We start from the raw sequence: 21343 nt of genomic DNA on the forward strand, positions 1-21343 counted from the left end.
TGCTCTTTTCAGGAGCACGCGTGGATATTGTTTTGCTGGCCAAGGCCGCCATCATGGGCATCGTCGAGGGACTCACCGAGTTCCTGCCGATCTCTTCGACCGGTCACCTCATCCTTGCCGGGGCTCTGCTCGGTTTCGACGACGAAAAGGCCAAGGTCTTCGACATCGCGATCCAGACCGGCGCGATCTTCGCGGTGATCCTCGTCTACTGGCAGAAGATCAAATCGACCGTGATCGCGCTGCCGAAGCAGGCCAAGGCTCAGCGGCTGGCGATGAACGTCGTCATCGGCTTCCTGCCGGCGGTGATTCTGGGCTTGGCCTTCGGTTCGATCATCAAGGCGCACCTGTTCACGCCGGTGGTCGTCGCGACGACCTTCATCGTCGGCGGCTTCATCATCCTGTGGGCAGAGAAGCGTCCGCCCGGCTCGGTACGCATCGAGAACGTCGACGACATGACCGCATTCGATGCGCTCAAGGTCGGTCTGGTGCAGTGCTTCGCGATGATTCCGGGCACCAGCCGCAGCGGCTCGACCATCATCGGCGGCATGCTGCTCGGGCTCAGCAGGCAGGCGGCGACGGATTTTTCGTTCTTCCTTGCGATCCCGACGCTGATCGGCGCGGGCGCGTACAGCCTCTACAAGTCGCGCGCGCTGCTGTCGGTGGCCGACCTGCCGATGTTCATCGTCGGCCTGGTGTTCTCGTTCATCAGCGCCTGGCTGTGCGTGCGCTGGCTGCTGCGCTACATCAGCACCCACAACTTCGTGCCGTTCGCCTGGTACCGCATCGCGTTCGGCATCGTGGTGCTGGCAACCGCCTGGAGCGGTCTGGTCGTCTGGGCCGAATAAAGGCTAGATCAGCTTCTCGTCCGGCGTCGAGATCTTCCGCAGCGGGCTGTGGCGCGCTGCCGGCATCATCAGCGGGAATTCGGTGACGCTGTCGTCCCAGACCGGGTCGTCGATGCTGTCGAAGACTTCGCGCAGCTTCTGACCCCAGCTGTTGTGCATCATCTGGTAGTACGGGTTGTTGGCGTCGATGCAGACGATCTTGTCGGTCTGCAGCGAGTTGGCCTCGTACACCACCAGATCGAGCGGCAGGCCGACCGACAGATTGGACTTCATCGTCGAATCCATCGACACCAGCGCGCACTTGGCGGCTTCGTCGAGCGGCGTGACGGGCGTCAGCACGCGGTCGAGCACCGGCTTGCCGTATTTCGATTCGCCGACCTGGAAGTACGGTGTCTCGTTGGTCGCTTCGATGAAGTTGCCGGCCGAATAGACCAGAAACAGACGCATGCCTTCGCCGGCAACCTGCCCGCCGAAGATGAACGACACGTTGAAATCGAGCCCGGCGTGCTTCAGCGCTTCTGCATCGCGGTCGTAGACGTGGCGCACGGCCGCTCCGAGCACGCGGGTGGCGTCGAACATGCTCTTTGCGTTCCAGATCGTGATCGGCGGGCCGACCTTGCCGTCTTCGGTGGTCTCGCGAAGTTCCTCGATCTGCAAGATTTCTCGCACCGATTGCGAGATGCTCAGGTTGCCTGCCGACAGCAGCACCATGACGCGGTCGCCGGGCTGCTCGTACACGATCATCTTGCGGAAAGTGCTGATGTGATCGACGCCGGCGTTGGTGCGCGAGTCGGAAAGGAAGACGAGTCCGGCGTTGAGTTTGATGCCTACACAGTAAGTCATGGTGTTCGCGGGTTCAGTTTCTGGAGTGTGTAGAGCGCTTCGAGCGCCTCTCGCGGGCTCATGGCGTCGAGGTTGAGTGCTGCCAGCGCGGATTCTACGGCGCTGGCCTCCGGCATCCGGGCTGCAGGCGGCGCCGCGAACAGGTCGACCTGCGCGCGCGACTCCGTCTGCTGCGCCTCCAATGCCTCGAGCGCCTGCCGCGCGTGGTTGACCACCGCTGCCGGCATGCCTGCCAGTCGCGCGACCTGGATGCCGTAGCTCTTGCTGGCCGGTCCGGGCTGCACCTCGTGCAGGAAGACGATGTCCCTGCCGCCCTTGCCGACGCTCTCGGTTGCGCTCACGTGCATGTTGACCGCGCCATGGTGCGTCGCTGGAAACTCCGTCAGCTCGAAATAGTGCGTCGCGAAAAGCGTGAACGCCTTGGTGCGGTCGTGCAGCTGCGCCGCGATGCCCGCAGCGAGTGCCAGACCGTCGAAAGTACTCGTTCCGCGTCCGATTTCATCCATTAGCACCAACGATTGCGCCGACGCACTGTGCAGGATCTGCGCAGCCTCGGTCATTTCCAGCATGAAGGTCGACTGCGCGTTCGCCAGGTCGTCGGCCGCGCCGATGCGGGTGTGGATCGCGTCGATCGGCCCGAGCCGGCAGGCAGTGGCCGGCACATGCGAGCCGATGGACGCCAGCAGTACGATGATCGCGATCTGCCGCATGTACGTCGATTTTCCGCCCATGTTCGGCCCGGTGATGATCTGCATGCGCTGGTGCGGACCGAGCTGAGTGTCGTTGGCGATGAACGCGCCGGACGACTTTTCGGCCAGCCGTGCCTCCACCACCGGATGCCGGCCCTGCGCGATCTCGATGCACGGATGCGAGACGAAGCTCGGCGCGTTCCAGTGCAGCGTGTGGGCGCGCTCGGCCAGCGCGCACAGCGCATCGAGCGTCGCGATCGCGCCCGCCAGCCGGCCCAGCGCCGCGACATGCGGCTGCAGCGCATCGAGCAATTGCTCGTACAGCCATTTTTCGCGCGCCAGCGCGCGGTCCTGCGCCGACAGCGCCTTGTCCTCGAATGCCTTCAGCTCGGGCGTGACGAAGCGCTCGGCATTCTTCAGCGTCTGGCGGCGGCGGTAGTTGTCGGGCACTTTCCCCAGGGCGCTCTGCGTCACCTCTATATAGAAGCCGTGCACGCGGTTGAACTGCACCCGCAGGTTCGAGATGCCCGTGCGCTCGCGTTCGCTGACTTCCAGCTTCAGCAAGAATTCGTCACAGTTCTCGCTGATCGCGCGCAACTCGTCGAGTTCGGCATCATGACCGGTCGCGATCACGCCGCCGTCACGCACCAGCGCGGACGGCTCCGGCCTGATCGCGATCGCCAGCAGATCGGCGCAACCCGGTGGCGGCACGAGATGATCGGCGATGCGTTCCAGCAACATCGCGCCTTCCGGCAGCAGCGGCCCGAGCGATTCGGCCTTGGTCAGCGCGATCTGCAGCGCAACCAGCTCACGCGGGCGCACTTGGCGCAAGGCGATGCGGGCAGCGATGCGCTCGACGTCGCTGATGTTCTTGAGCTGTTCCCGCAAGGTGCGCCACGGCGGCGCCACCGAAGGCGACGCGGATGAAGCGGGTGAGGTGGCCGAAAGATCGGTCGCATGCAGCGCGCCGATGGCTTCGAGCCGCGCCTGCGCTTCGCTTCGGTCGCGCCGCGGCGACAGCAGCCAGCGCTTAAGGCGGCGGCTGCCCATGCCCGTCATGCAGGTGTCGATCAGCGAAAACAGCGTCGGCCTTTCTTCGCCGCGCAGGGTCTGCACCAGTTCCAGGTTGCGCCTCGTGGTCGGCGGCAGGTCGATCAGTTCGCCGTCGCGCTCGACCGTCAGCCGCTGCAGATGCGACAGCACGCGGCCCTGCGTGTGCTCCGCGTAGCCGATGAGAGCGGACGCGGCGGCATGCGCCTGCGCCAGCGATTCGGCATTCCAGGCCGCGAGGCTCGCGCTGGATAGCTGCTCGCACAGCTTGCGCTCGCCAAGCGCGCCGTCGAACTGCCAGGCGGGCCGGATCGACAGCACGAACGGTGTCGCGGTGCGCGCGGCACGGAGGCGGTTCTCGAACGCGGGCGTGACTTCGGCGCTGTAGATCAGCTCGCTCGGCGCGATGCGGGCGATCCAGGCTTCGAGCGCGTCGGCCGCGCATTCGGCCAGACGCAGTTCGGCGCCCGTCACGCTCAGCCATGCCAGCCCGCACGTGTTGCGTGCGCCCGCATGCACGGAAAGCAGCAGCGATTCGGTCTTGTCGTTCAGCAGTTCCGCATCGGTCAGCGTGCCTGGCGTGACCACGCGCATCACCTTGCGCTCGACCGGCCCCTTGCCCAAGCCGACTTCGCCGACCTGCTCGCAGATCGCGACGGATTCGCCGAGCTTGATCAGGCGCGCGAGGTAGGTGTCGACCGCGTGGAACGGGACGCCGCACATGGCGATGGGCTGCCCGGCGGACTGGCCGCGCTGGGTGAGCGTGATGTCGAGGAGGCGGGCAGCTTTTTCTGCGTCGGCGTAGAAGAGCTCGTAGAAGTCGCCCATCCGGTAGAAGAGGAGGGTGTCTGGGTGGGCGGATTTGAGGCCTAGGTACTGGGCCATCATGGGGGTGTGCTTGGCCAGGTCCTGGCCGGTCGGCTCGATTTGCCCTTTTTCTTTGTCAATCAACAACTTGCCGTCCATCTGCACCTTCGGTCGCCTTCGAGTCTGCGGAGCTATCGGACAAGCTCTCTCGCTCGCCGGCAGTGGGCGCCGGCCTCGAAGCGGAGATTATCGAGGGCTTGTCGAGAGCCTATTTGCTGACAGTGACGCGCGAGATGCTGTATTGCGAAGACGCTGAACTGTCGCTGTCGAAGCTGAAGTTGAAGCCGTATTTACCAACGAAGCGAGCATTTGGCACAACCCACGTTTTCTCGTAGAACGTCGTTCCTTTGACCTGGAACCAGCCATCACTTGAACCTACAAGCCCGTTGCCGTCCGCCGAAGCGATCGGCGCATCGGATTCGTACTTCAGATTGAACCCGGGACTGCCATTACCGTGCCCACGGACGACTGCGGTGATGCGGATCGGCGTCCTGTTGTAAGAGAGGAAGGTCGGGTCCACGGCAAAGCTGACGTTGCTTTTCCCTTCCATATCGAATTCGGCGACGTCGTTCACGACAGAAACGGCAGGTGGCTTCACCATGAATACGCCGTTGGGGGCTTGGCCTGCGACAAGCTCCACTGAAGTAGCCGCGCTGTGATCGCCGTTCCAAGGGAATGCTTTGCCCTTGTTCGCATTTGCGTCGCCCAGCCACTGTTGCGCCTGTGCCGAGCCGGTCGGCGCGACTAGAACGATGGGAGCATCGGTAATGGTGGATGTGCGGGTCGTGGATGTCGCACCCGTCCTCGGGTCGATGGCCGTGACGTCGGAGGAAAGAGTCCGCACTGCGGATTGACCCGCCCGCGCCCAGGCGACCAACACCACACCTTTGGCGCTCTTGAAAACGAAACCGTAAAACGCGTTGCCGGGTTGCGTCCAGCCGAGATAGGAGGGCGTCGAGCCGAGTTGACTGCTCAGCGTGCGCAATGCGTACCAAGCGGGCCGCTTCGTGCCGTCGGATGCCGTCAGACCCATGGTCAAGCCTTCGCTGTCTTGCGGGTCAAACCAATACGTCCGCGCTGCGCCTTGGGCGATCGCCATCGTGTAAATCTTCGTCAGTACATCGGCCTGCATGTCCGGGCCGACGCCGCCATTGGCCGGCGACGAGGCGGGAATTCCGAGCTCGGTGAAAAACACCGGTGCGGCAGCTTTGGCCGGATTCGTCGCCTGCAGCATCTTCCGCACGCCGGGGACGATGCCCATGAATTGACCTTCAGTGCCCATCGGAAGCATGGAGGCCACTTCGTACGGATGCAATGTCACGAAGTCGAACTTGTCCTTTGCACCCGAAGCGATGGTTTCAGCGAGGAAGTTGACGTGATTGCTCTTTGCGGCCAGACCGATCTGCACGGTCGGATCGACAGCCTTTGCTGCCTCAAAGGCCACTGCCACGACTTTCGCGTACGACGCTGGCGATTGGTCTGCCGTGAAATTGGGCGGCTCGTTCCAGACTTCCCAATGCTTGACGCGGCCCTTGAAGCGCGTGACCTGGGCAGTCACGTAACGCCGCCAGCCTTCAAGATCGTTCACAGGCAGCGAGTGAACGGGCCCGGAACTCCACTGAAGGATGCCAACTCCCGACATCTTCGCGGCGGCGATCGGAGCGAATCTGTCCTGCGCGGGAGCTTCCGGCGCATAGAAACCGCGAACGCCCGTGACGCCCGCTTCAGCCATGGCTGGTAGCCACACCTCCGGGTTGTACGAAAGCGCGGCCGAGGGCGCCACGCCCCAGGGACTGTCCGGGTTGACGGTGATGCTGACCTTGTCTGTTGCAGATGCAGCTGCTGCGCTGACCGTCAGCGCAAAAGTCATCACGCTTGCGGCTGACACAAAGGGTGTTTTGAACATCGGGCTCGCTGTAAGAACGTTGGACAGGTCCACCGACGGGCCGTCGATCTGCTTCCAACTGTAGCTGAGCTCGGGCGGAGCACCTTCCGTTCCAGGGGCTGAACCGCTGCCGGTCAGCATGACGTCGACCCCTTGCTCGACCACCTGTTCTTCGCCCGCGTTGGCCAGGACCTTTGCCTGTGTTGCAGTACTCGTGGCTTGCTGCGCAGATGTCGAATCGCTGCCACTTCCGCCTCCGCCTCCGCCCCCGCCGCCGCACGCAGTGAGAACCAGCAGAAGCAGCGGCTGAGTGATGGCAGCCAAGCACCTGAATGAAGTCAGTTGCTTTTTTTGATGCACGCAGTGGAACATGGAGAGCGATGTAATGAATTGAGCGTACAAATATCGCGTAATTAAAACTAAAGAATTCGCCGCGACTCGTGAATTTAACTTAATGCTTAATCTAAAAAAACATCAAGTGAAATTGGTAACAATACTATCACGAGCGTTATTTAAATGAGTAGAGCGTGCAATAGATTTTGTTGGGTGGGCATATTCATTTAATAGCCTTTTCAGTTAATTAAAAGTTAAGTACTACACGGTCGATGTGCGAATTAAGTATTCATCTGCACAGTCAAATATTAAAATGTAAACAAATGTTGACATGTGTGGTTTGTCTGGGAGATCATCGGTGGAAGCAGTCACGAAACATGCCTTTTCCATGGCTCCACCTACCAGGCACTCGAATGAAAATTGCTCTCTGCACCTTGTTCGAAGGTCACTACCACTACGGCGTCGCTGCACTCGTGAACTCGCTGGTTTCGGCGGGCTACGAGGGGACGGTGTGGGTAGGGCATCGCGGTCCGTTGCCAGCGTGGATCGTCGACCGACCGGGCTTCGACAGTGCATCCGCCAGATTGCAAGTCAGCCCCAGGTTGGAATTGCGCGCAATTGAATTGAATCCGCCTGTCAGCTTGAATTACTACAAGCCAACACTTATGCGCGAAATTCTGGAAAGCCACGATCCTGAAGCTGACGCAGTGAGTTATCTCGACCCGGACATGGTCGTGAAATGCAATTGGTCTGCTATGCATTCGTGGTTGTCCAAAGACGGCATCGCGTTGGTTGAAGACGCCGACTGGGATATGCCGGCAAATCACCCGAAGCGAGCCAGGTGGTGCCAGTTCTTTGCAGCGCACGGAGAGAATTCGGTTCGGGCGATCGATCGCTACTACAACGCCGGTTTGGTCTGTATCGATAGAAATCGCATGGATTTCCTGCAGATCTGGGAGCGCATCAATAAGCGTGTCGCCGCAGAAAGCCGCAGCGGTATGCGCGACCGCAAGAGTGGAGGGCCTGAGAGCCTTTTCCACTCGATGGACGAGGACGCACTGAATTTCGCACTGACCTTGTGCGTTACGCCGCTCAATGCGGCCGGCCCCGAGGCGATGGACTTCGTGCCAGGAGGCAACCGCTTGTCGCATGCGGTCGGTGCGGCGAAGCCGTGGCAGGGGCGGCACTTCCGGCGGGCACTGCAAGGCCAGCCTCCGAGCGTCGCCAGCCACTGGTTCTATCGGTTCGCCGACGGACCATTAACGCCGTTTTCGTACGCCATGCTGGTGCGTCGGCGGCTGTCGATGACGCTCGCTGCTGTGATCGGAAGAGTCTGGAGCGGGGTGCAGGCAGCTTGAATCGACCTTGCGGACAACCATCCAGCTCGGCATACGCACATCGGCATATGCACATCGGCTAAGCAAGCACAGCACGGGTGCGGGCAAATCAAGCGTTGCTCACCAACGCTGGGTGCGACAGGTCACATTCGAATGACAATGTGACAAAGCCTGTCAAGCCCGATGCATCAAATCGGATACTTTTATTCCTAATTGTTGCAAACAACACCAAGATAGAACTTCTCTACTCACTTCCTCGATTCTGTATAGGAGAATTACCCTCGATCAGACGGAACGTGCATTTTCTGGCATGACATATGCTTGTGATGACATTCTGGTATCAATTGGTTCTAGATCGAATGTAACAATCCTTGGAGGTGTCTGCCATGAACGCTGCGAACTTCGTTGCCGGGGCTCTGCTGGTCCATCAGGTGACTTCGCGTCCCTTCTTGAGGGAGCAATTTGCGCTGCGAGCCAATCAGGCACTGGCGTTGGTACTTTGGTGCCTCCTAAGCCCGCTCCTCCTTCTGGTCACCTTTCTGATCTGGAGAATCGACGGCGCTCCCATACTGTTCGGGCACTATCGCGTCGGTAAGAACGGCAAGCTGTTCAAGTGCTGGAAGTTCCGGTCGATGCGGCGAGATTCACAAGAGGTCCTTGCGAAGCTGTTGAAGACAGATCCGGCGGCGCGGGCAGAGTGGGCGCGAGACCAGAAACTCACGAACGACCCACGCATCACGCCCATCGGGCATTTCCTGCGCAAGTCGAGTCTCGATGAGCTTCCCCAGCTATTGAATGTGATCAAGGGCGAAATGGCGCTTGTGGGTCCACGTCCTGTCACTGTAGGTGAGTTGACGCGATACGGGGATGCACGCTGGCACTACGTCAGTGTCGCCCCTGGCATGACCGGTCTCTGGCAGATTAGCGGTCGCAACAACACGACGTATGCGGAGCGGGTCGAGTTTGATCGGCAGTACGTGGAGAACAGATCACTGGTAGGAGACTTTTCCATCTTGATCAAGACCGTCCGCGTGGTTGTCTTCCGAGAAGGCGCACGGTGACATCTGCGCTGCTGCCGATACCGAAAGAATCTTCTCCAGTAAAAGAAAAACATCAGGCTGCGTCGAGCGGTGTGCACCTGTTGCATGTGGTGGGGCCCGTTACAGACGAGGTGTTCAGTTTTCTTGGCCCGGCAACTCGCGCACTGGCGAACAACGGTCATTCGCAACAGATCGTTGTTATCGACACGCCGCGGCATCGCCACAACGTCGAGAAGTTCGACGAATACGCATCAGTCGTCAGAATTGCTGAAGCACGCAACCCGTTGGCCGAATGGGTAGATGTTTTCAAGGCTTGCAAGATCGAGCTGCATAAAAATGGACTCGGCGCGGTGCATGTTCATGGCCTGGTTCCCTTTCTGCTCGTATCGATTGGGCTTCGCTCTGCAAACGTCCAAGCGCCGGTTGTCTATTCTCCTCATGGTTCCAGATCGCTCGGGACACTGCGTTTTGTAGGAAAACTGGCGATGCTCGCGGTTCATTCTGCTACTCGCCACGGTCGAACCTCTGCAATCGTTACTGTCCCACGCGAGATCAGTGCGTTTGAAAAATGGGAGGCAGCCGCGATTATCGAGAACCCGGTTTCAAATTTCTTCTTCTCGGTTCCTAGAGTAGAAAGTTCAAAGCCTACCATCGTGACTGGCGGTCGACACAGTAACGTACGCAGCGTCGAAATTTTCAGCCAGTTAGCCGTTTTATTAAGCGGAGAAGAACTCGGATTGGAATTCAACTGGATCGGAACGGTACCGGAGATCGCACAGCGTCGGCTGCAAGCAGCAAGTGTGAATGTGTCATCCATTTCCAATGATCAGGAATGCGCTGGCGCTTTAGCCGGTGGCTGGATGTATGTCGCGCCTTGGTCGACTCGAGGCTTCCCGTTATTTTTAGTCCAGGCCATGGCAGCAGGACTTCCTTGTGTTGCGCTTGATTGCGAGCAGCACCGCGAGGTCATAGAAGACGGAAAGAATGGCTTTCTGTGCACGTCTGAACAAGAGATGGTCTCAAAGATTGCAACGCTCGTTGACAACCCCGACTTGCGACTTGAGATGGGCAACGCTGCGAAAACTTCGGCGGCAGCTCGCTTTAGCGAGGCGACATTCGAAGACAAACTTATGACTGCATATTCAACAAGATGGTGAAACTCTCTTGAAAGTCGCAATCGTTCATTATTGGCTGGTCGGTATGCGCGGCGGCGAGAAGGTTGTTGAAATCCTATGCGATCTATATCCTGACGCGGATATCTTCACGCTGGTGTGCGACCCGAGTGCAATATCCGAAAAGATACGCAGGCACAAGATAACCACCTCGTTTCTGCAAAAGATTGGTGGCGCGCGGCATTATCAAAAGATGCTTCCGTTAATGCCATTTGCTTTGGAATCGTTTGACCTTACAAGCTATGACTTGATCATCTCAAGCGAAGCCGGTCCGGCAAAGGGTATTATTCCAGGTCCGGATGCGCTTCATATATGCTACTGCCATTCGCCGATGAGATATATATGGGATTTGTATCCTCAGTACAGAGCCGCGGCCGGTCCCGTAACTCGAGCTTTAATGTCTTTGACGGCGCCGCTGCTACGCCAATGGGATGTAAGCACTTCCCATCGTGTTGACTATTTCATAGCTAACTCAGCGTACGTCGCGAGACGTATCGAGCGCTATTACAGAAGAAAAGCTGAAGTGATTCATCCTCCAGTCAGCTTAACCAGATTCAAACCTGTCGATAATCCAGGCGATTATTATATTTGTGCAGGTCAAATTACTCCTTATAAGAGAATTGACATTGCTGTTGAGGCTTGTACTCGTATGGGAAAGAGACTTTTAGTCATCGGCGCCGGGGCTACGCCTGCGCTGCGAAAAATTGCTGGGCCAACTATTGAATTCATAGGTGCAGTTGATGACTCAACCATGACTTATCATTTCGCGAATTGCAAAGCTCTATTATTCCCTGGAGTCGAAGATTTTGGAATTGTTCCGCTTGAAGTAATGGCGAGTGGTAGACCTGTAATCGCTTACGGGAAAGGCGGTGTTCTTGAGACAGTCGTTGACGGGATAACTGGATTTTTTTTCAATGACCAAACTGCTGATTCAATTGCTGATGCCATAGCTGATTTTGAAAGTTCTCTACAAAATTTCGAAGCGCAGAGATTGCAAGACCATGTGCGTGCTTTTGATGTCGGTGTCTGTAACTTAAGGCTTAAAGAATTTATTGATTCTGCATTGCTGGCTCGAGTAACTTCAAGAACTAGTTGAAGCAATGGAAGCAATCCCAATCGGAATATTCTGGTGCATTTTTGTTTGGATAAGCTTTCAGCCTTCCCAAAAACTTATCTACTTTCTATTCGCATCGATGCCATTCGGCTCGTTAGCAGTTTTGCCTACTACTATTACAGGTGGGCTGACACTGACACCTACGCCAGCAGTAGCAATTCTTCTAATAGTAAAAGTACTAGGGAACGCGAAGGGGTTTCGCAGCGCCGCAGCAGATGCGTTAAGGTCTTCGCGACTATTGTTCTTGTTTCTTTTCTGGGTGGTAGCTGGAATTACTACAGCATTCATGCCACGTTTTTTTGCTGGACGTGTTGAAGTAGTGCCGGTTCGAGTAGAAGTGCTAATGGATACGGCTCTGCTCGTTCCGACTGCACAAAACATCTCGCAATTTGCTTATATCAGCATTTCAATCTTGACCGTCTTTGCATTTACACAATTGCTACGGTCCAACGAATTGCGTCGCCATGTGTTCTCAGCTTTATGTTTGGGAGCATTTGTCACAATAATTTCCGGTCTGCTTGACTATACATCTCAGTACATTTCATTGGATTCTGTCCTTGACCTATTTCGTACGGCGACTTATGCGCTTTTGACGACAGATGAAGTGTTAGGCGGCAAACGTGTCGTTGGATTGATGCCGGAAGCATCGTCATTTGGAAGTATAGCGTTGACATTTCTCACCGCGCTTTACTTTTTCCGCCGAGCTATCACACCAAGCTATCTGAGCACACGAATTGTTCCATTATTGATGGCTGGACTATTAATTTCAATTTGGATGTCGACGTCTTCAGCAGCATACTTAGGTCTAGGCGTTTTGGGCAATGTAGCAGTTTTAGAATGGATTGCACGAATCTTTTCACGTCAAAATAATCCTTTTTTGCGCCGCGGAATCATAAATGAGTTTTATCTTGGATCTTTGTTTCTCGTAGGAGCAATGCTTCTGTTTCTTACGATGCCTAAGATTTTTGCACCGATTCAAGAAATGCTTGATGTGATGATATTTCAGAAATCCACATCCAGCTCATTTGAAGAGCGAAGTATGTGGACTCGGGTGTCGTGGGAAGCACTCTTAACTACCGGTGGTTTGGGTGTCGGATTGGGCGGCACGCGTGCGTCCAACTTCGCCGTGTCGCTATTCAGCAATGCAGGAATTCTTGGTGGGGCACTCTACATTGTGTTTTTGGTGCAGTGTTTAATTTTCCGGCGTGTTTCGAGTATGGACCACGAGGGTACAGCTTACCAAAAGGCAATTCGATGGGCATATCTTCCGCCTTTTTTTGCAGCGTTGACTGTCGGAACTACACCCGATTTTGGGATGTTCAACGCATTCTTTTTTGGATTTTCTGTAGCTTTGACAAGTTCTCGCCGGATGAGCCTGAGACCATTTTTTCTAAATGAAAAAAAGAATATTGATAATGCGAGAGAAGGAAAAAGCAATAGTAAACAAGTACGCATATGAGAACATGCGTCCGAGAATAATTCAAAGCAGATAGAACGAGTCGATCAGAGACTATTTAGTCGAATGCCTATAGTGCTGAAGACTAATTAATTGGCAAAGCATCAAGTATCATTTAAATCGGTCAGATGGCAATATCGCTCAGCGGAATATATCTACTGCACCATCATCAACGTATAAGCGCGACGTTGATCTCATCGCAATATTTTGCAAATTCGACGATTATCTGAAAATATATACACAAGAATCTCTTGATGTATAGGCCAAACGATATACAGACTTCGATTGCTATCATGGTAAATTTGAACGATTATTGCAATCGTTCAAAGTAAAGACCGGTGGCAGCATAACGCACCATTTTGGTTTGAATAAGTGTGTTTTCGAAATAGTTTTATCGCGACGGTGAACGTTTGGCCTAGCAAACCCAGTTTCATTAAAAGGAATTGTTAAGTGTCTAACTTGGTTCCTAGACTTCCAATCCTTGACTATCTACGTTTTTTGGCGGCAATGGCAGTCGTCTCATTTCACTATTTTTTTAATGGAATAGAGAATGGCAAAGTGAGCTCGATCAATCACGTTTCTTCGGTCATTGCTTGGGCGAAATACGGTTATCTGGGTGTTGATTTATTTTTTCTAATTAGTGGCTACGTTATATTCATCTCGGCAAGTCGTCGGGATGCAAAGCAGTTTTTAGTCGGAAGGACAGTACGACTTTATCCAGCTTATTTGGCTGCAATGATAACAACTGCATTTTTTGCATATTTCATCGCTAATGAGAAGATGCGCGTTGAGCCTTTGCAGGTGCTTGGAAATTTGCTTATGTATCGACCGATACACAGGCAAACATTCGTTGACGGGGTTTATTGGACACTCATCATTGAAATCAACTTTTATTTAATGATTTTCTTTTTTTTGGCAATGGGATTTTCTAAGAAGTTAGAAAAGTTCATGCTTTGGTGGCCAATCATAATGACTTTTGCGACAATCATGGGCAAAGGAGATTTGCCACTTTTAGGGGGTTACTATTCCTTCTTCGCTGGAGGCGTTTTGCTCTCAATGTTAAGAACAAAGTTTGAGTTGCGAACCTTTCTTTCAGTGATTCTTAGCTTTGGCCTTTCAGTTGAGTATGTCTTGCGTAATATCAGCGATCATCAAGAAATTTCTAAATTCCTGGTCATGTGTATTTTGGCAGCTTTCTATCTTGTTTTTTTTATGGTGAACCAGTCTGATAAATGGAACTTCAAATTTCCATTTTCTAAGCAACTAGGCGCATTGACGTATCCGATTTATTTATTGCACGCTCATATTGGCTACATGCTCTTATCCAGATACGCAAGTAATGAAAATAGATGGGCAGCTTATTTCGGTGTATTTTGTATTGTGCTAATAATGGCGGCTTCGATTAATTTTTTCGTTGAACGAAAAATGAAGGCATTTTGGGAGGAAATTTTCGAGTCTATTTTTTCTTCCTTGGAAAAAATAACTTCGTTTTTTTATAATTTCATAGGTAAAGTTATATATCGTGGGTAGATGTGGCGACAAGTTAGGAATTTGTTTTTTTGAGAAGTGGGTTTCCTGCTATATCTTCATAATAAAATGATAATGAGGTTGTAGATTATTAAAGCTCTTCATGCATTCGACAACTAAAGATAAACAGAAGATCCTTATCGTTTTGTGATTCGAATTTTATGAGAATAAATATAACATATCTAAAGACATTGAATTTAAACGTTCTTAATATAGGTATGAAAATATATGAACTTCTTAGAGAAATCGAAATTCGTTCTGCTTCCAGGGGATTTCGTTAACTTGGGTGACGCTATGCTGGCCCTAGCAGCAGCACGTCACATTGCCAAGAACAACGGTCAGTGCGTGTTGCTGCCATATCGTCAACCAAACAATGCAATATGCCAAGAGTTTCTAAAAAACGGTTTTGAGGTTATAGGAATTAGAGATCGTCCACTCAGCGCGTTAAGAGCATGCGTCGGAAGCTCCGTACGAATTGGAGGTGGTCATGCCATACGCAACGATGTATCTTTTGGATGGCTTCTATTTGCTTTGCTAATTGCAGTTCTAACTCGCGTATCAGGACATAGTTTTGGCGTTATTGGTTCTGGGGCAAGTCCAATTAAAAATCAACAAAAGAAGAAAATTTTCGCGATGATTTTTAGGCTATGTCAAAATATTTACACAAGAGATAAATTTTCAGCAGATGTTTTAAGATCAGATTTTCCTGTTGCAATTCAAAAAATCAAAGTAGCAGGCGATCTTGCTTTTTTGAAAAACTGCATTGATTTAAAAAGTCACCACAGAGAAAACGGGACGTGCTTGATTTCTCCTGGTATCGATATAATCGAGGGGCGAAACGAGAACATTATGGAAATAATAAATGTTCTTGAAAAGCTTTTCAATCAAAAAGAATTAAAGCACGTCATTGTAGTTTCGCACGATTCCAGAAGTGAGTTTGGACTTCCGTTTTGCACGAACTTGAAAAGTTTGATTGAAAAAAGGATGGCCGTCCCAGTCGATTTGGTTAATAGCGAAGAAATTGAGATTGGGCTTCTGATTCCGTACGGACGTGCTCGTTGGATAATCACGGGGAGATTGCACGGCTTAATAATTGGCGCACTTCAAGCCTCTCAAGTTTTTTACACAACAGGTTCTGCCCAAAAGCTCCGACCTTTTGCTGAGATGTTCAACTTCAAATTAGCAGAGCATGAAGGGCTCTCAAAAGAAATATCTTGTCCTAGTAGCATAGATGGACATTCACTTGTTTTGCAGCAAAAAGCAGCTGAGCTTAACTTTGAAAATTGAATTACTGTACAGATTCCATATTTATTCACAACGTAGATGTAAGATTGTTTTTTGAATTAAAGCGAAAAGAATTTTCTGCGCCTTGTGATGTATTGAAAGAAAGCATTTTTTGCATAATTGCCGACTTTCTAGAGTTGAAAATTTAGTAAGTTTGGTCTGAGAACATTCCGAGGTGCGGTTTGCACTCTGTGTGCAACAGTCGAACCCATCGCATCCAGGATTGGCTACGAGCGGCAGATTTTCGACGAGTAGGGCAGGCGCTTGACGATCAGCACTGATGTAATCGAAAGCGTCAGTACCACGAGACATAACGTGGAAAAAAATCTGACGTGCGAAATTTTGCAGCTAAAAATGGCCAAATGGATGTCAAGCTCGCGAATTTGTTTTTTCTACGGCATAACTTCATGGCTGACTTAAATCGTGAATGATTTTAGCGACGAGCATTGCTGTGCTTTTGATCTCGACCCAACTTCAAAGACAATGCAGATCGCGCGATTGGTAGTTAGCAATCACACTTTGAGACAGCGAAACTGCTCAATTGCCGCGCGCTTAAGTCCATAGCGACGACACAGCTTGCCTCTATGACAAAACGCGTCTGGCCATCTACCATACAGGTCTATCGCGCCGACTAGTTTCGGCGCACTTACCGCCTTAGGAAATTCACATAGAGTGCGATCTATCATTGGGCAGTTTATGTGCGCACTGAGATTGAGCAGTTTAATTCTCGGCACACGTAGTGAAAACGAAGTTCATTTGCTGCAAGGTGATATGCAATACGAACATAGCGAACCTGCGGGTCCGTGCTTAGCGGCCAATCCAATATCAGGCTCGAACACGACGTACGTTTTAACTTGGTGGCCAGCGCCAATTATCTTGAGCGGTTGACACATGCAGTCCGCGGTGCGTTTGCGGTCGGGCATCGCACCGACAGCCTGTCTGCAGCCTTCAACAACTTTGCCGAGCGGGAAGAGCTCACGGCCCGCTACTGCGAGCTGTACGCCCGCTATGGCCTGCGGGCGAGCCGAAATAATCCGGGCGCGAGCCATGAGAACGGTCTGATCGAAGCGCGTCAGGGAAGCTTGACGACCGCGCTGGACCAGTCGCTGCTGCTGCGTGGCATGCGGGAGTTCGCGAACTTGGAGAGCTATGGTCAGTTCGTCGCCGTCACCATGCGCAGACTCAACGCGCGTTTTGCTCGAAGCTGGGAAGTTGAGCGTGCGAGCCTTTGGCCGTTGCCGGCCCGGCGCACCGCCGACTTCGACGAGGTCGATGAGAGGGTCAGCAAGTTCGGCCTGATTAGCGTCAAGGCCTCGCACTACAGCGTGCCGTCCAGGCTGATTGGTTATCGCCTGAAGATTTGGGTATAAGCGCGCACCTTGAAGCCTGGCTCGGTGGCGTGAAGGTGTTCGAGTACGAGAGGCTGCGCAGCAGCGTCCAGAACAAGCACCCAAAGCGCGTCGTCTAGCGTCACATGACGCCTTCACTTCGCCGCAAGCCCGGAGCGTTCGCGCGATGTGTGCTTCGCGATGCGATGTTCCCGCGCTGCGAATACGCCCAAGCATGGCGACGCATCAGCGAACGACTGAGCGAACGCGATGCATGCCGGCTGATGGTAAGCGTGCTTGATCTGGCTGATCGGGCGAACGTCGTCGCAGAGCTCGCCGTCGTGCTGGACGCACTGCGCGAGCGCAATGAAGTCCCGGACATCGAAGTACTGCGTGCGCAGTTCGCACCGCGTCCGATGGTCATGTCCTTCGTGCAAGTGCAGCTGCCGACGACGGCGGCATACGACGTCCTGTTGGGAGACCGCATGAGCACGATTGCGGCCACGCGCAGTGCGGCCGATTCACCCACCGTCCGCTCATGCTGGCAGAGCTGAAGCTTCCCACGACGAAGCGGATGTGGGCCGACTTGGCCGATCAGTCCAACCGCAAAGGTTGGCCGGCAGAACGCTTCCTGGGCGCACTACTCGAATAGGAGGTCAATGAGCGCGAGACGCGCCGGCTCGCGCGTGCTCGCGTTGACAGCCAATTGCCACCGGACAAGAGCTTGGCCAGCTTCGACTTTGATGCGATGCCTGCAGTCTCGAAGGCGCACGTCGCGGCCCTGCCAAAGCCGATGGATGGATTGCTCAAGGGCACAACTTGCTTGCCTTCGGCCCGCTGTGTGTGGGCAAGACCCACCTCATTGCTGGCATAGGCCACGCATTGATCGCTCACGGCAATCACCGTGAGCAGGCGGGAGGCTGAAGATCCTTACTCGCAGAAATGTTGTTTTTGACGCTTTAAAGGCCAATGGCGAATAGCACGACGATCACTCGATCCATTAAAGAGTTTGAGCGATACTTGGCAAAACGTCTAACTGACAAAAGTCAATCTCATTTTTACGATTACGAACGCTGAGAGATATACAAACGCTCGCAAAATTAAGAAAGCGAATTGATTCTTTCGTGATTAATGTGATCATCTAACTACGAAAATCTAATTTTAGTTGAGCTAGATAGCTTGGTAGATACTTTAGCCGAAGCGCAGGCTTCTCAATAAAATGCCAACTAAGCGCTGCAAATATAGTGGTAATTGGCAAGGCGATAATAATGTTCGCCCACCAAATGCGTGCGATAGGAAAATAGCTAACTAAAGCTTGTTGTATGACAAAACCATAAAGAAAAATTCCGTACGAATAATCAGCCCCGGCTATTATTTTTATTCTCCGAGGGTTCATTAGTCCTAAATAAACAACTAGATACGCGGTGAAAGCCGGAAGTAATAAAATGCCATAGTGAAACCATTTTGCTGCACATATGGCGCCAATCAGTGCAAATGAAAAAGTCAACGCGTTCCAAGGAAGCCAACTGCGAAGAAAGTATAGAGCAACACCAAATAGGAAGGCATCAACCAAAAGTACTCCAGTAACGCCCCCTCCAATCGCGGGGAAGGTCCCATTGTTTGCGATAAATCTTGCAAGAAAATAGACTACGACTAATCCGACAGGTGTTATCGCAGCGATGTAAAAAGATTTTTTTAAACCAAAAGCGGATAAAGCTGCTAGTGAAATGTAGCAATATAGTTCATATGGAACGGTCCAGAGTTGCGCGTTAACAATCAATGGAAATGGGTTGGTCTCAAAAAGACCTGGAAGAAGGTAGTGAATGTGACCTACCATGTTCCAAAAGTACAATAAAAATTGCGCATCTGTAAAATAATCGGAAGCTGATTTTGACGTCAGCAGAGGTCCCAATACCAGCGCTGACAGCAATACTTCAACGACTAAAGCCGGATAAATTCTAACAACTCGGAGCCAAAGAAAGCCGCTTATTGTTTTATTTCGTGCCAAACTGCCCGCGACTAAAAAACCACTTAATGCAAAAAACATTGGCAGAATGAAACGTACAGGAACTCCTAGCCAACTATTCCACATCTCAACATCTTCTAATTTTCCATAGGAAGTTATTACGCTATGAAAACACACTACAGATATAGATAAAAATAGACGCAGGTAGTCGAATCCAGATGGTCTGTACTCGACTAAAATTAGACGACTTTCAATAGTTTGCATTATGTTTTATGTAATTGAATTTATTACTCGTATTGGCTGCGCGCAAAAACGTACCAAAAAAACTGAGGTTACGTAATGATTAGCTGTGCGGCAGATGCTCAAGGAGTGTTGTCGTCGTGTTTGTAGCTATAGTTGAATACTATTGCGCGCATTTTGTTTCAATAAGCAAGCTTAAGCGTTCATAAGTCTAAGATGCGGTTCGGCTTGATACAGCCACGTACTAGATCTATTAATGCTATTAGATTACCTGCTAAGCGACCCCTGCGATCTACCCACTTTTCTGGAGCAAAGCTATATCCAACGTTTGCAAGAAAATTTTTTAGCATGTGTTTTCTGGCTAGTGGCCAGTTCATTGTTCCTTTACGCGCCAAATAGATAGGATTTGCAATTTGAGAATAGCCAAGTCGGCGTCCCGAGGTTCTCCCAGATCCTTTTGTTCCAAGATGCACACCACGTAAACGATTTACTTGTACAACGTCACCATAAATAGAAAGTTGACGTGAAAAATCGACATCCTCAAGCCATGCATAAAGCGGCAAATTCTCGTCAAATCGAATCGTATGCTCGCGCACCGGCTTCATCCTAACAGCCATATTGCACCCGTATCCGTTATACGTGACCCGTTGGGAACGTTCCGCAATATTAGGCCCTGCATCTTCTACAATAGAGATTCCATCCGTATAAGCTATTCCAGGACCAATAATGCCATCTGCAAGCACCTTACCTGTCGCGATAACTACTTCTGATGCGGAATCGAAAAATTTTTCGATTTCTACCACGTAATCCTGTGCCGGTAAAAAATCATCGTCAAAGAAAATTATGATGTCGGATTCGGTTGCATTGAGGAGGACGTTTCTTTGTGCAGGCAAACCAATGGAGCCGTGAAGCACTAAGCTTTTCCCAGGATACGTATCAAGGCAACGATCATCAAAATCTTCTTTCTTTGCTGGACAGACGAGTAGTTCGTCAGCCACTCTGGACTGTTTCGCCAGCCACTCTATTGTTTTAGCAACACCTTCCCGACGGCCAGCTGTAGCGATTGCTATTGCAATTTTAAGTTTTGTAGTTGTAGTGTTCATAGACAACTGTTTACATGCGGCTTGTATAAGCTAAAAAGCTTGGGTTTTCACTGCTGTTTATTAATTTATCTGACTCTAGTCAAGCTGTCAGAAGTCAGTTGCCGTCCAATAACCGTTTCAAGCAATTGATAAGCTGACCTTTCCCATGTGAATTTCGCAGCACGTTGTCTCCCTCGGCGGCGTAATTCATCGGCAAGCTCTTCATCTCGCAAAAGGCGTATTATTTGATGTCGCCACTGAAGTGGATCATATGCGTCGGCTTGTAAAGCCGCATCGCCGCAGACTTCTGGAAGTGATCCAAGCGGAGCGACTATGGCAGGACATCCAAGTGCCATCGCTTCGAGGGGAGGTAGCCCAAATCCCTCAGTCGTAGACGGAAAGGCAAGAGCCACGGCTTCTTGCAGCAGCCCTGCCAGCTGCTCGTCGCTAACAAACCCCAGGAATTTGACATTCTTAGGAACATTGTGCCCTTGACGCTCAAAGTCGTCACGGGAAGCTGGTCCGAAAAGTACCAAAGTAACTTCGCTCATTTCAGGCGAACCAAATGCCTCTAACAGCACAGAAATGTTTTTGTGTTTCTGACAATTGGCCAACGCAACAACGTAGGGGGTACGTCTTAGTCCTTTGGCTGCTATTAACTCAGTATCCGGAATGAGACGAAGAACGTGATCGCATCCATTGTGGATTACATTTATTCGTTCAGCAGGTGCAATTTTGAAGTGACCAAGCTGCTCTTTTGAATATTGCGATACAGTAAGAATCGCCTTATTTCTTTTTCCTAGCAATGGTAATACAAAACGATACCAAGTTCTAAAGAGGCGCGAATAGGAGCCCGGAGATAAAAATACTTGCGCATCATGGACCATCGTAAATGCATCACGATGCACTATCGGCCCGATGTTGCAAAGACTGATAATCGTTTTTCCTTTGGAGCGTTTTGGCAATATTAGCTGCTCCCATAAGACACCAGTTATGCGGCGCATCCACGGTGACATGCTATTTGTTTTATCAGTGTTCTCTATTGTAATAATAGAAAGCTTAAGGTCACCGAAATTTGCGTTAGGTACAACTACACTGCACCTCACAGTCTGCGCGATTTCCCGATTTTCTAACAAAACTTTATCTAGAGCCACTAATAATTCTTTGGCAACGCGATAGACGCCAGATCGACTCGTGGTAGTCTGCAAAAACTTGCCGTTAATAACTATGTGATTTAATATGCCATTTTCATTTTGGTCCTTGTGGCTGAGAGCTTTTGACATTA

The 21343-nt window shown here is 51.9% G+C and carries 16 protein-coding genes; 10 read left to right on the plus strand and 6 right to left on the minus strand.

All coding sequences use genetic code 11. The annotated features are described in order from the left end of the window. Window positions 1-20 precede the first annotated feature (20 nt). Window positions 21-845, plus strand: a complete 825-nt coding sequence (locus ACSFA3_RS14390; protein WP_435506121.1) for an undecaprenyl-diphosphate phosphatase — start codon at window positions 21-23, stop codon at window positions 843-845. 3 nt (window positions 846-848) lie between these two features. Here the strand turns inward: ACSFA3_RS14390 and ACSFA3_RS14395 are convergent, their stop codons facing one another. The 3 genes from ACSFA3_RS14395 to ACSFA3_RS14405 all read right to left on the minus strand — a co-directional run bounded on the left by ACSFA3_RS14395 (window position 849) and on the right by ACSFA3_RS14405 (window position 6503). Next, window positions 849-1688 (minus strand): proteasome-type protease, encoded by an 840-nt coding sequence (locus ACSFA3_RS14395; protein ID WP_435506122.1) that lies wholly within the window; start codon window positions 1686-1688, stop codon window positions 849-851. Next, window positions 1685-4315 (minus strand): DNA mismatch repair protein MutS, encoded by a 2631-nt coding sequence (gene mutS, locus ACSFA3_RS14400; RefSeq protein WP_435506233.1) that lies wholly within the window; start codon window positions 4313-4315, stop codon window positions 1685-1687. Before mutS ends, ACSFA3_RS14395 begins: the two co-directional genes overlap by 4 nt. A gap of 187 nt (window positions 4316-4502) precedes the next feature. Beyond that, on the minus strand, window positions 4503-6503 hold the full coding sequence (locus ACSFA3_RS14405; RefSeq protein ID WP_435506123.1) for a PKD domain-containing protein: 2001 nt from the start codon (window positions 6501-6503) through the stop codon (window positions 4503-4505). A 422-nt stretch (window positions 6504-6925) separates the two neighbouring features. On the opposite strand from ACSFA3_RS14405, the gene ACSFA3_RS14410 reads away from it, so the two are divergent. The 9 genes from ACSFA3_RS14410 (at window position 6926) to ACSFA3_RS14450 (ending at window position 17324) form a co-directional block, all read left to right on the plus strand. After that, entirely contained in the window at window positions 6926-7870 is a 945-nt protein-coding gene (locus tag ACSFA3_RS14410; protein WP_435506124.1) for a glycosyltransferase family protein, read from the plus strand. Window positions 7871-8235: 365 nt separating this feature from the next. Continuing rightward, window positions 8236-8910 carry a sugar transferase gene (locus ACSFA3_RS14415; protein WP_435506125.1) on the plus strand — a complete coding sequence of 225 codons (675 nt, stop codon included), beginning with the start codon at window positions 8236-8238 and terminating at the stop codon, window positions 8908-8910. Then, on the plus strand, window positions 8907-10046 hold the full coding sequence (locus ACSFA3_RS14420; protein WP_435506126.1) for a glycosyltransferase: 1140 nt from the start codon (window positions 8907-8909) through the stop codon (window positions 10044-10046). Before ACSFA3_RS14415 ends, ACSFA3_RS14420 begins: the two co-directional genes overlap by 4 nt. Window positions 10047-10053: 7 nt before the next feature. Further along, window positions 10054-11157, plus strand: coding sequence for a glycosyltransferase (locus ACSFA3_RS14425; RefSeq protein ID WP_435506127.1), 1104 nt, complete (start codon window positions 10054-10056; stop codon window positions 11155-11157). A 4-nt stretch (window positions 11158-11161) separates the two neighbouring features. Continuing rightward, window positions 11162-12634 (plus strand): hypothetical protein, encoded by a 1473-nt coding sequence (locus ACSFA3_RS14430; protein WP_435506128.1) that lies wholly within the window; start codon window positions 11162-11164, stop codon window positions 12632-12634. Between the two features lie 447 nt (window positions 12635-13081). Beyond that, complete coding sequence (locus ACSFA3_RS14435; RefSeq protein ID WP_435506129.1) at window positions 13082-14161, plus strand: acyltransferase family protein; 1080 nt, start codon at window positions 13082-13084, stop codon at window positions 14159-14161. 225 nt (window positions 14162-14386) lie between these two features. Continuing rightward, a complete protein-coding gene (locus tag ACSFA3_RS14440; RefSeq protein WP_435506130.1) occupies window positions 14387-15445 on the plus strand; it encodes a polysaccharide pyruvyl transferase family protein in 1059 nt (352 codons plus the stop codon). Window positions 15446-16245: 800 nt separating this feature from the next. Then, window positions 16246-16812 carry a hypothetical protein gene (locus ACSFA3_RS14445; protein WP_435506131.1) on the plus strand — a complete coding sequence of 189 codons (567 nt, stop codon included), beginning with the start codon at window positions 16246-16248 and terminating at the stop codon, window positions 16810-16812. Window positions 16813-16916: 104 nt separating this feature from the next. Continuing rightward, the gene (locus ACSFA3_RS14450; RefSeq protein WP_435506132.1) at window positions 16917-17324 is read left to right on the plus strand and encodes a hypothetical protein; all 408 of its coding nucleotides are present in this window, start codon (window positions 16917-16919) and stop codon (window positions 17322-17324) included. A gap of 587 nt (window positions 17325-17911) precedes the next feature. Here the strand turns inward: ACSFA3_RS14450 and ACSFA3_RS14455 are convergent. From ACSFA3_RS14455 to ACSFA3_RS14465, 3 genes are all read right to left on the minus strand, one after another. Continuing rightward, a complete protein-coding gene (locus tag ACSFA3_RS14455) occupies window positions 17912-19000 on the minus strand; it encodes an acyltransferase family protein (RefSeq protein WP_435506133.1) in 1089 nt (362 codons plus the stop codon). A 179-nt stretch (window positions 19001-19179) separates the two neighbouring features. After that, window positions 19180-20079, minus strand: a complete 900-nt coding sequence (locus tag ACSFA3_RS14460; RefSeq protein WP_435506134.1) for a glycosyltransferase family 2 protein — start codon at window positions 20077-20079, stop codon at window positions 19180-19182. Between the two features lie 65 nt (window positions 20080-20144). Further along, window positions 20145-21341 carry a glycosyltransferase family 4 protein gene (locus ACSFA3_RS14465; protein ID WP_435506135.1) on the minus strand — a complete coding sequence of 399 codons (1197 nt, stop codon included), beginning with the start codon at window positions 21339-21341 and terminating at the stop codon, window positions 20145-20147. Between the last annotated feature and the right edge of the window lie 2 nt (window positions 21342-21343).

The organism is Variovorax glucosi (assembly GCF_051216695.1).
GTDB lineage: Bacteria > Pseudomonadota > Gammaproteobacteria > Burkholderiales > Burkholderiaceae_C > Variovorax.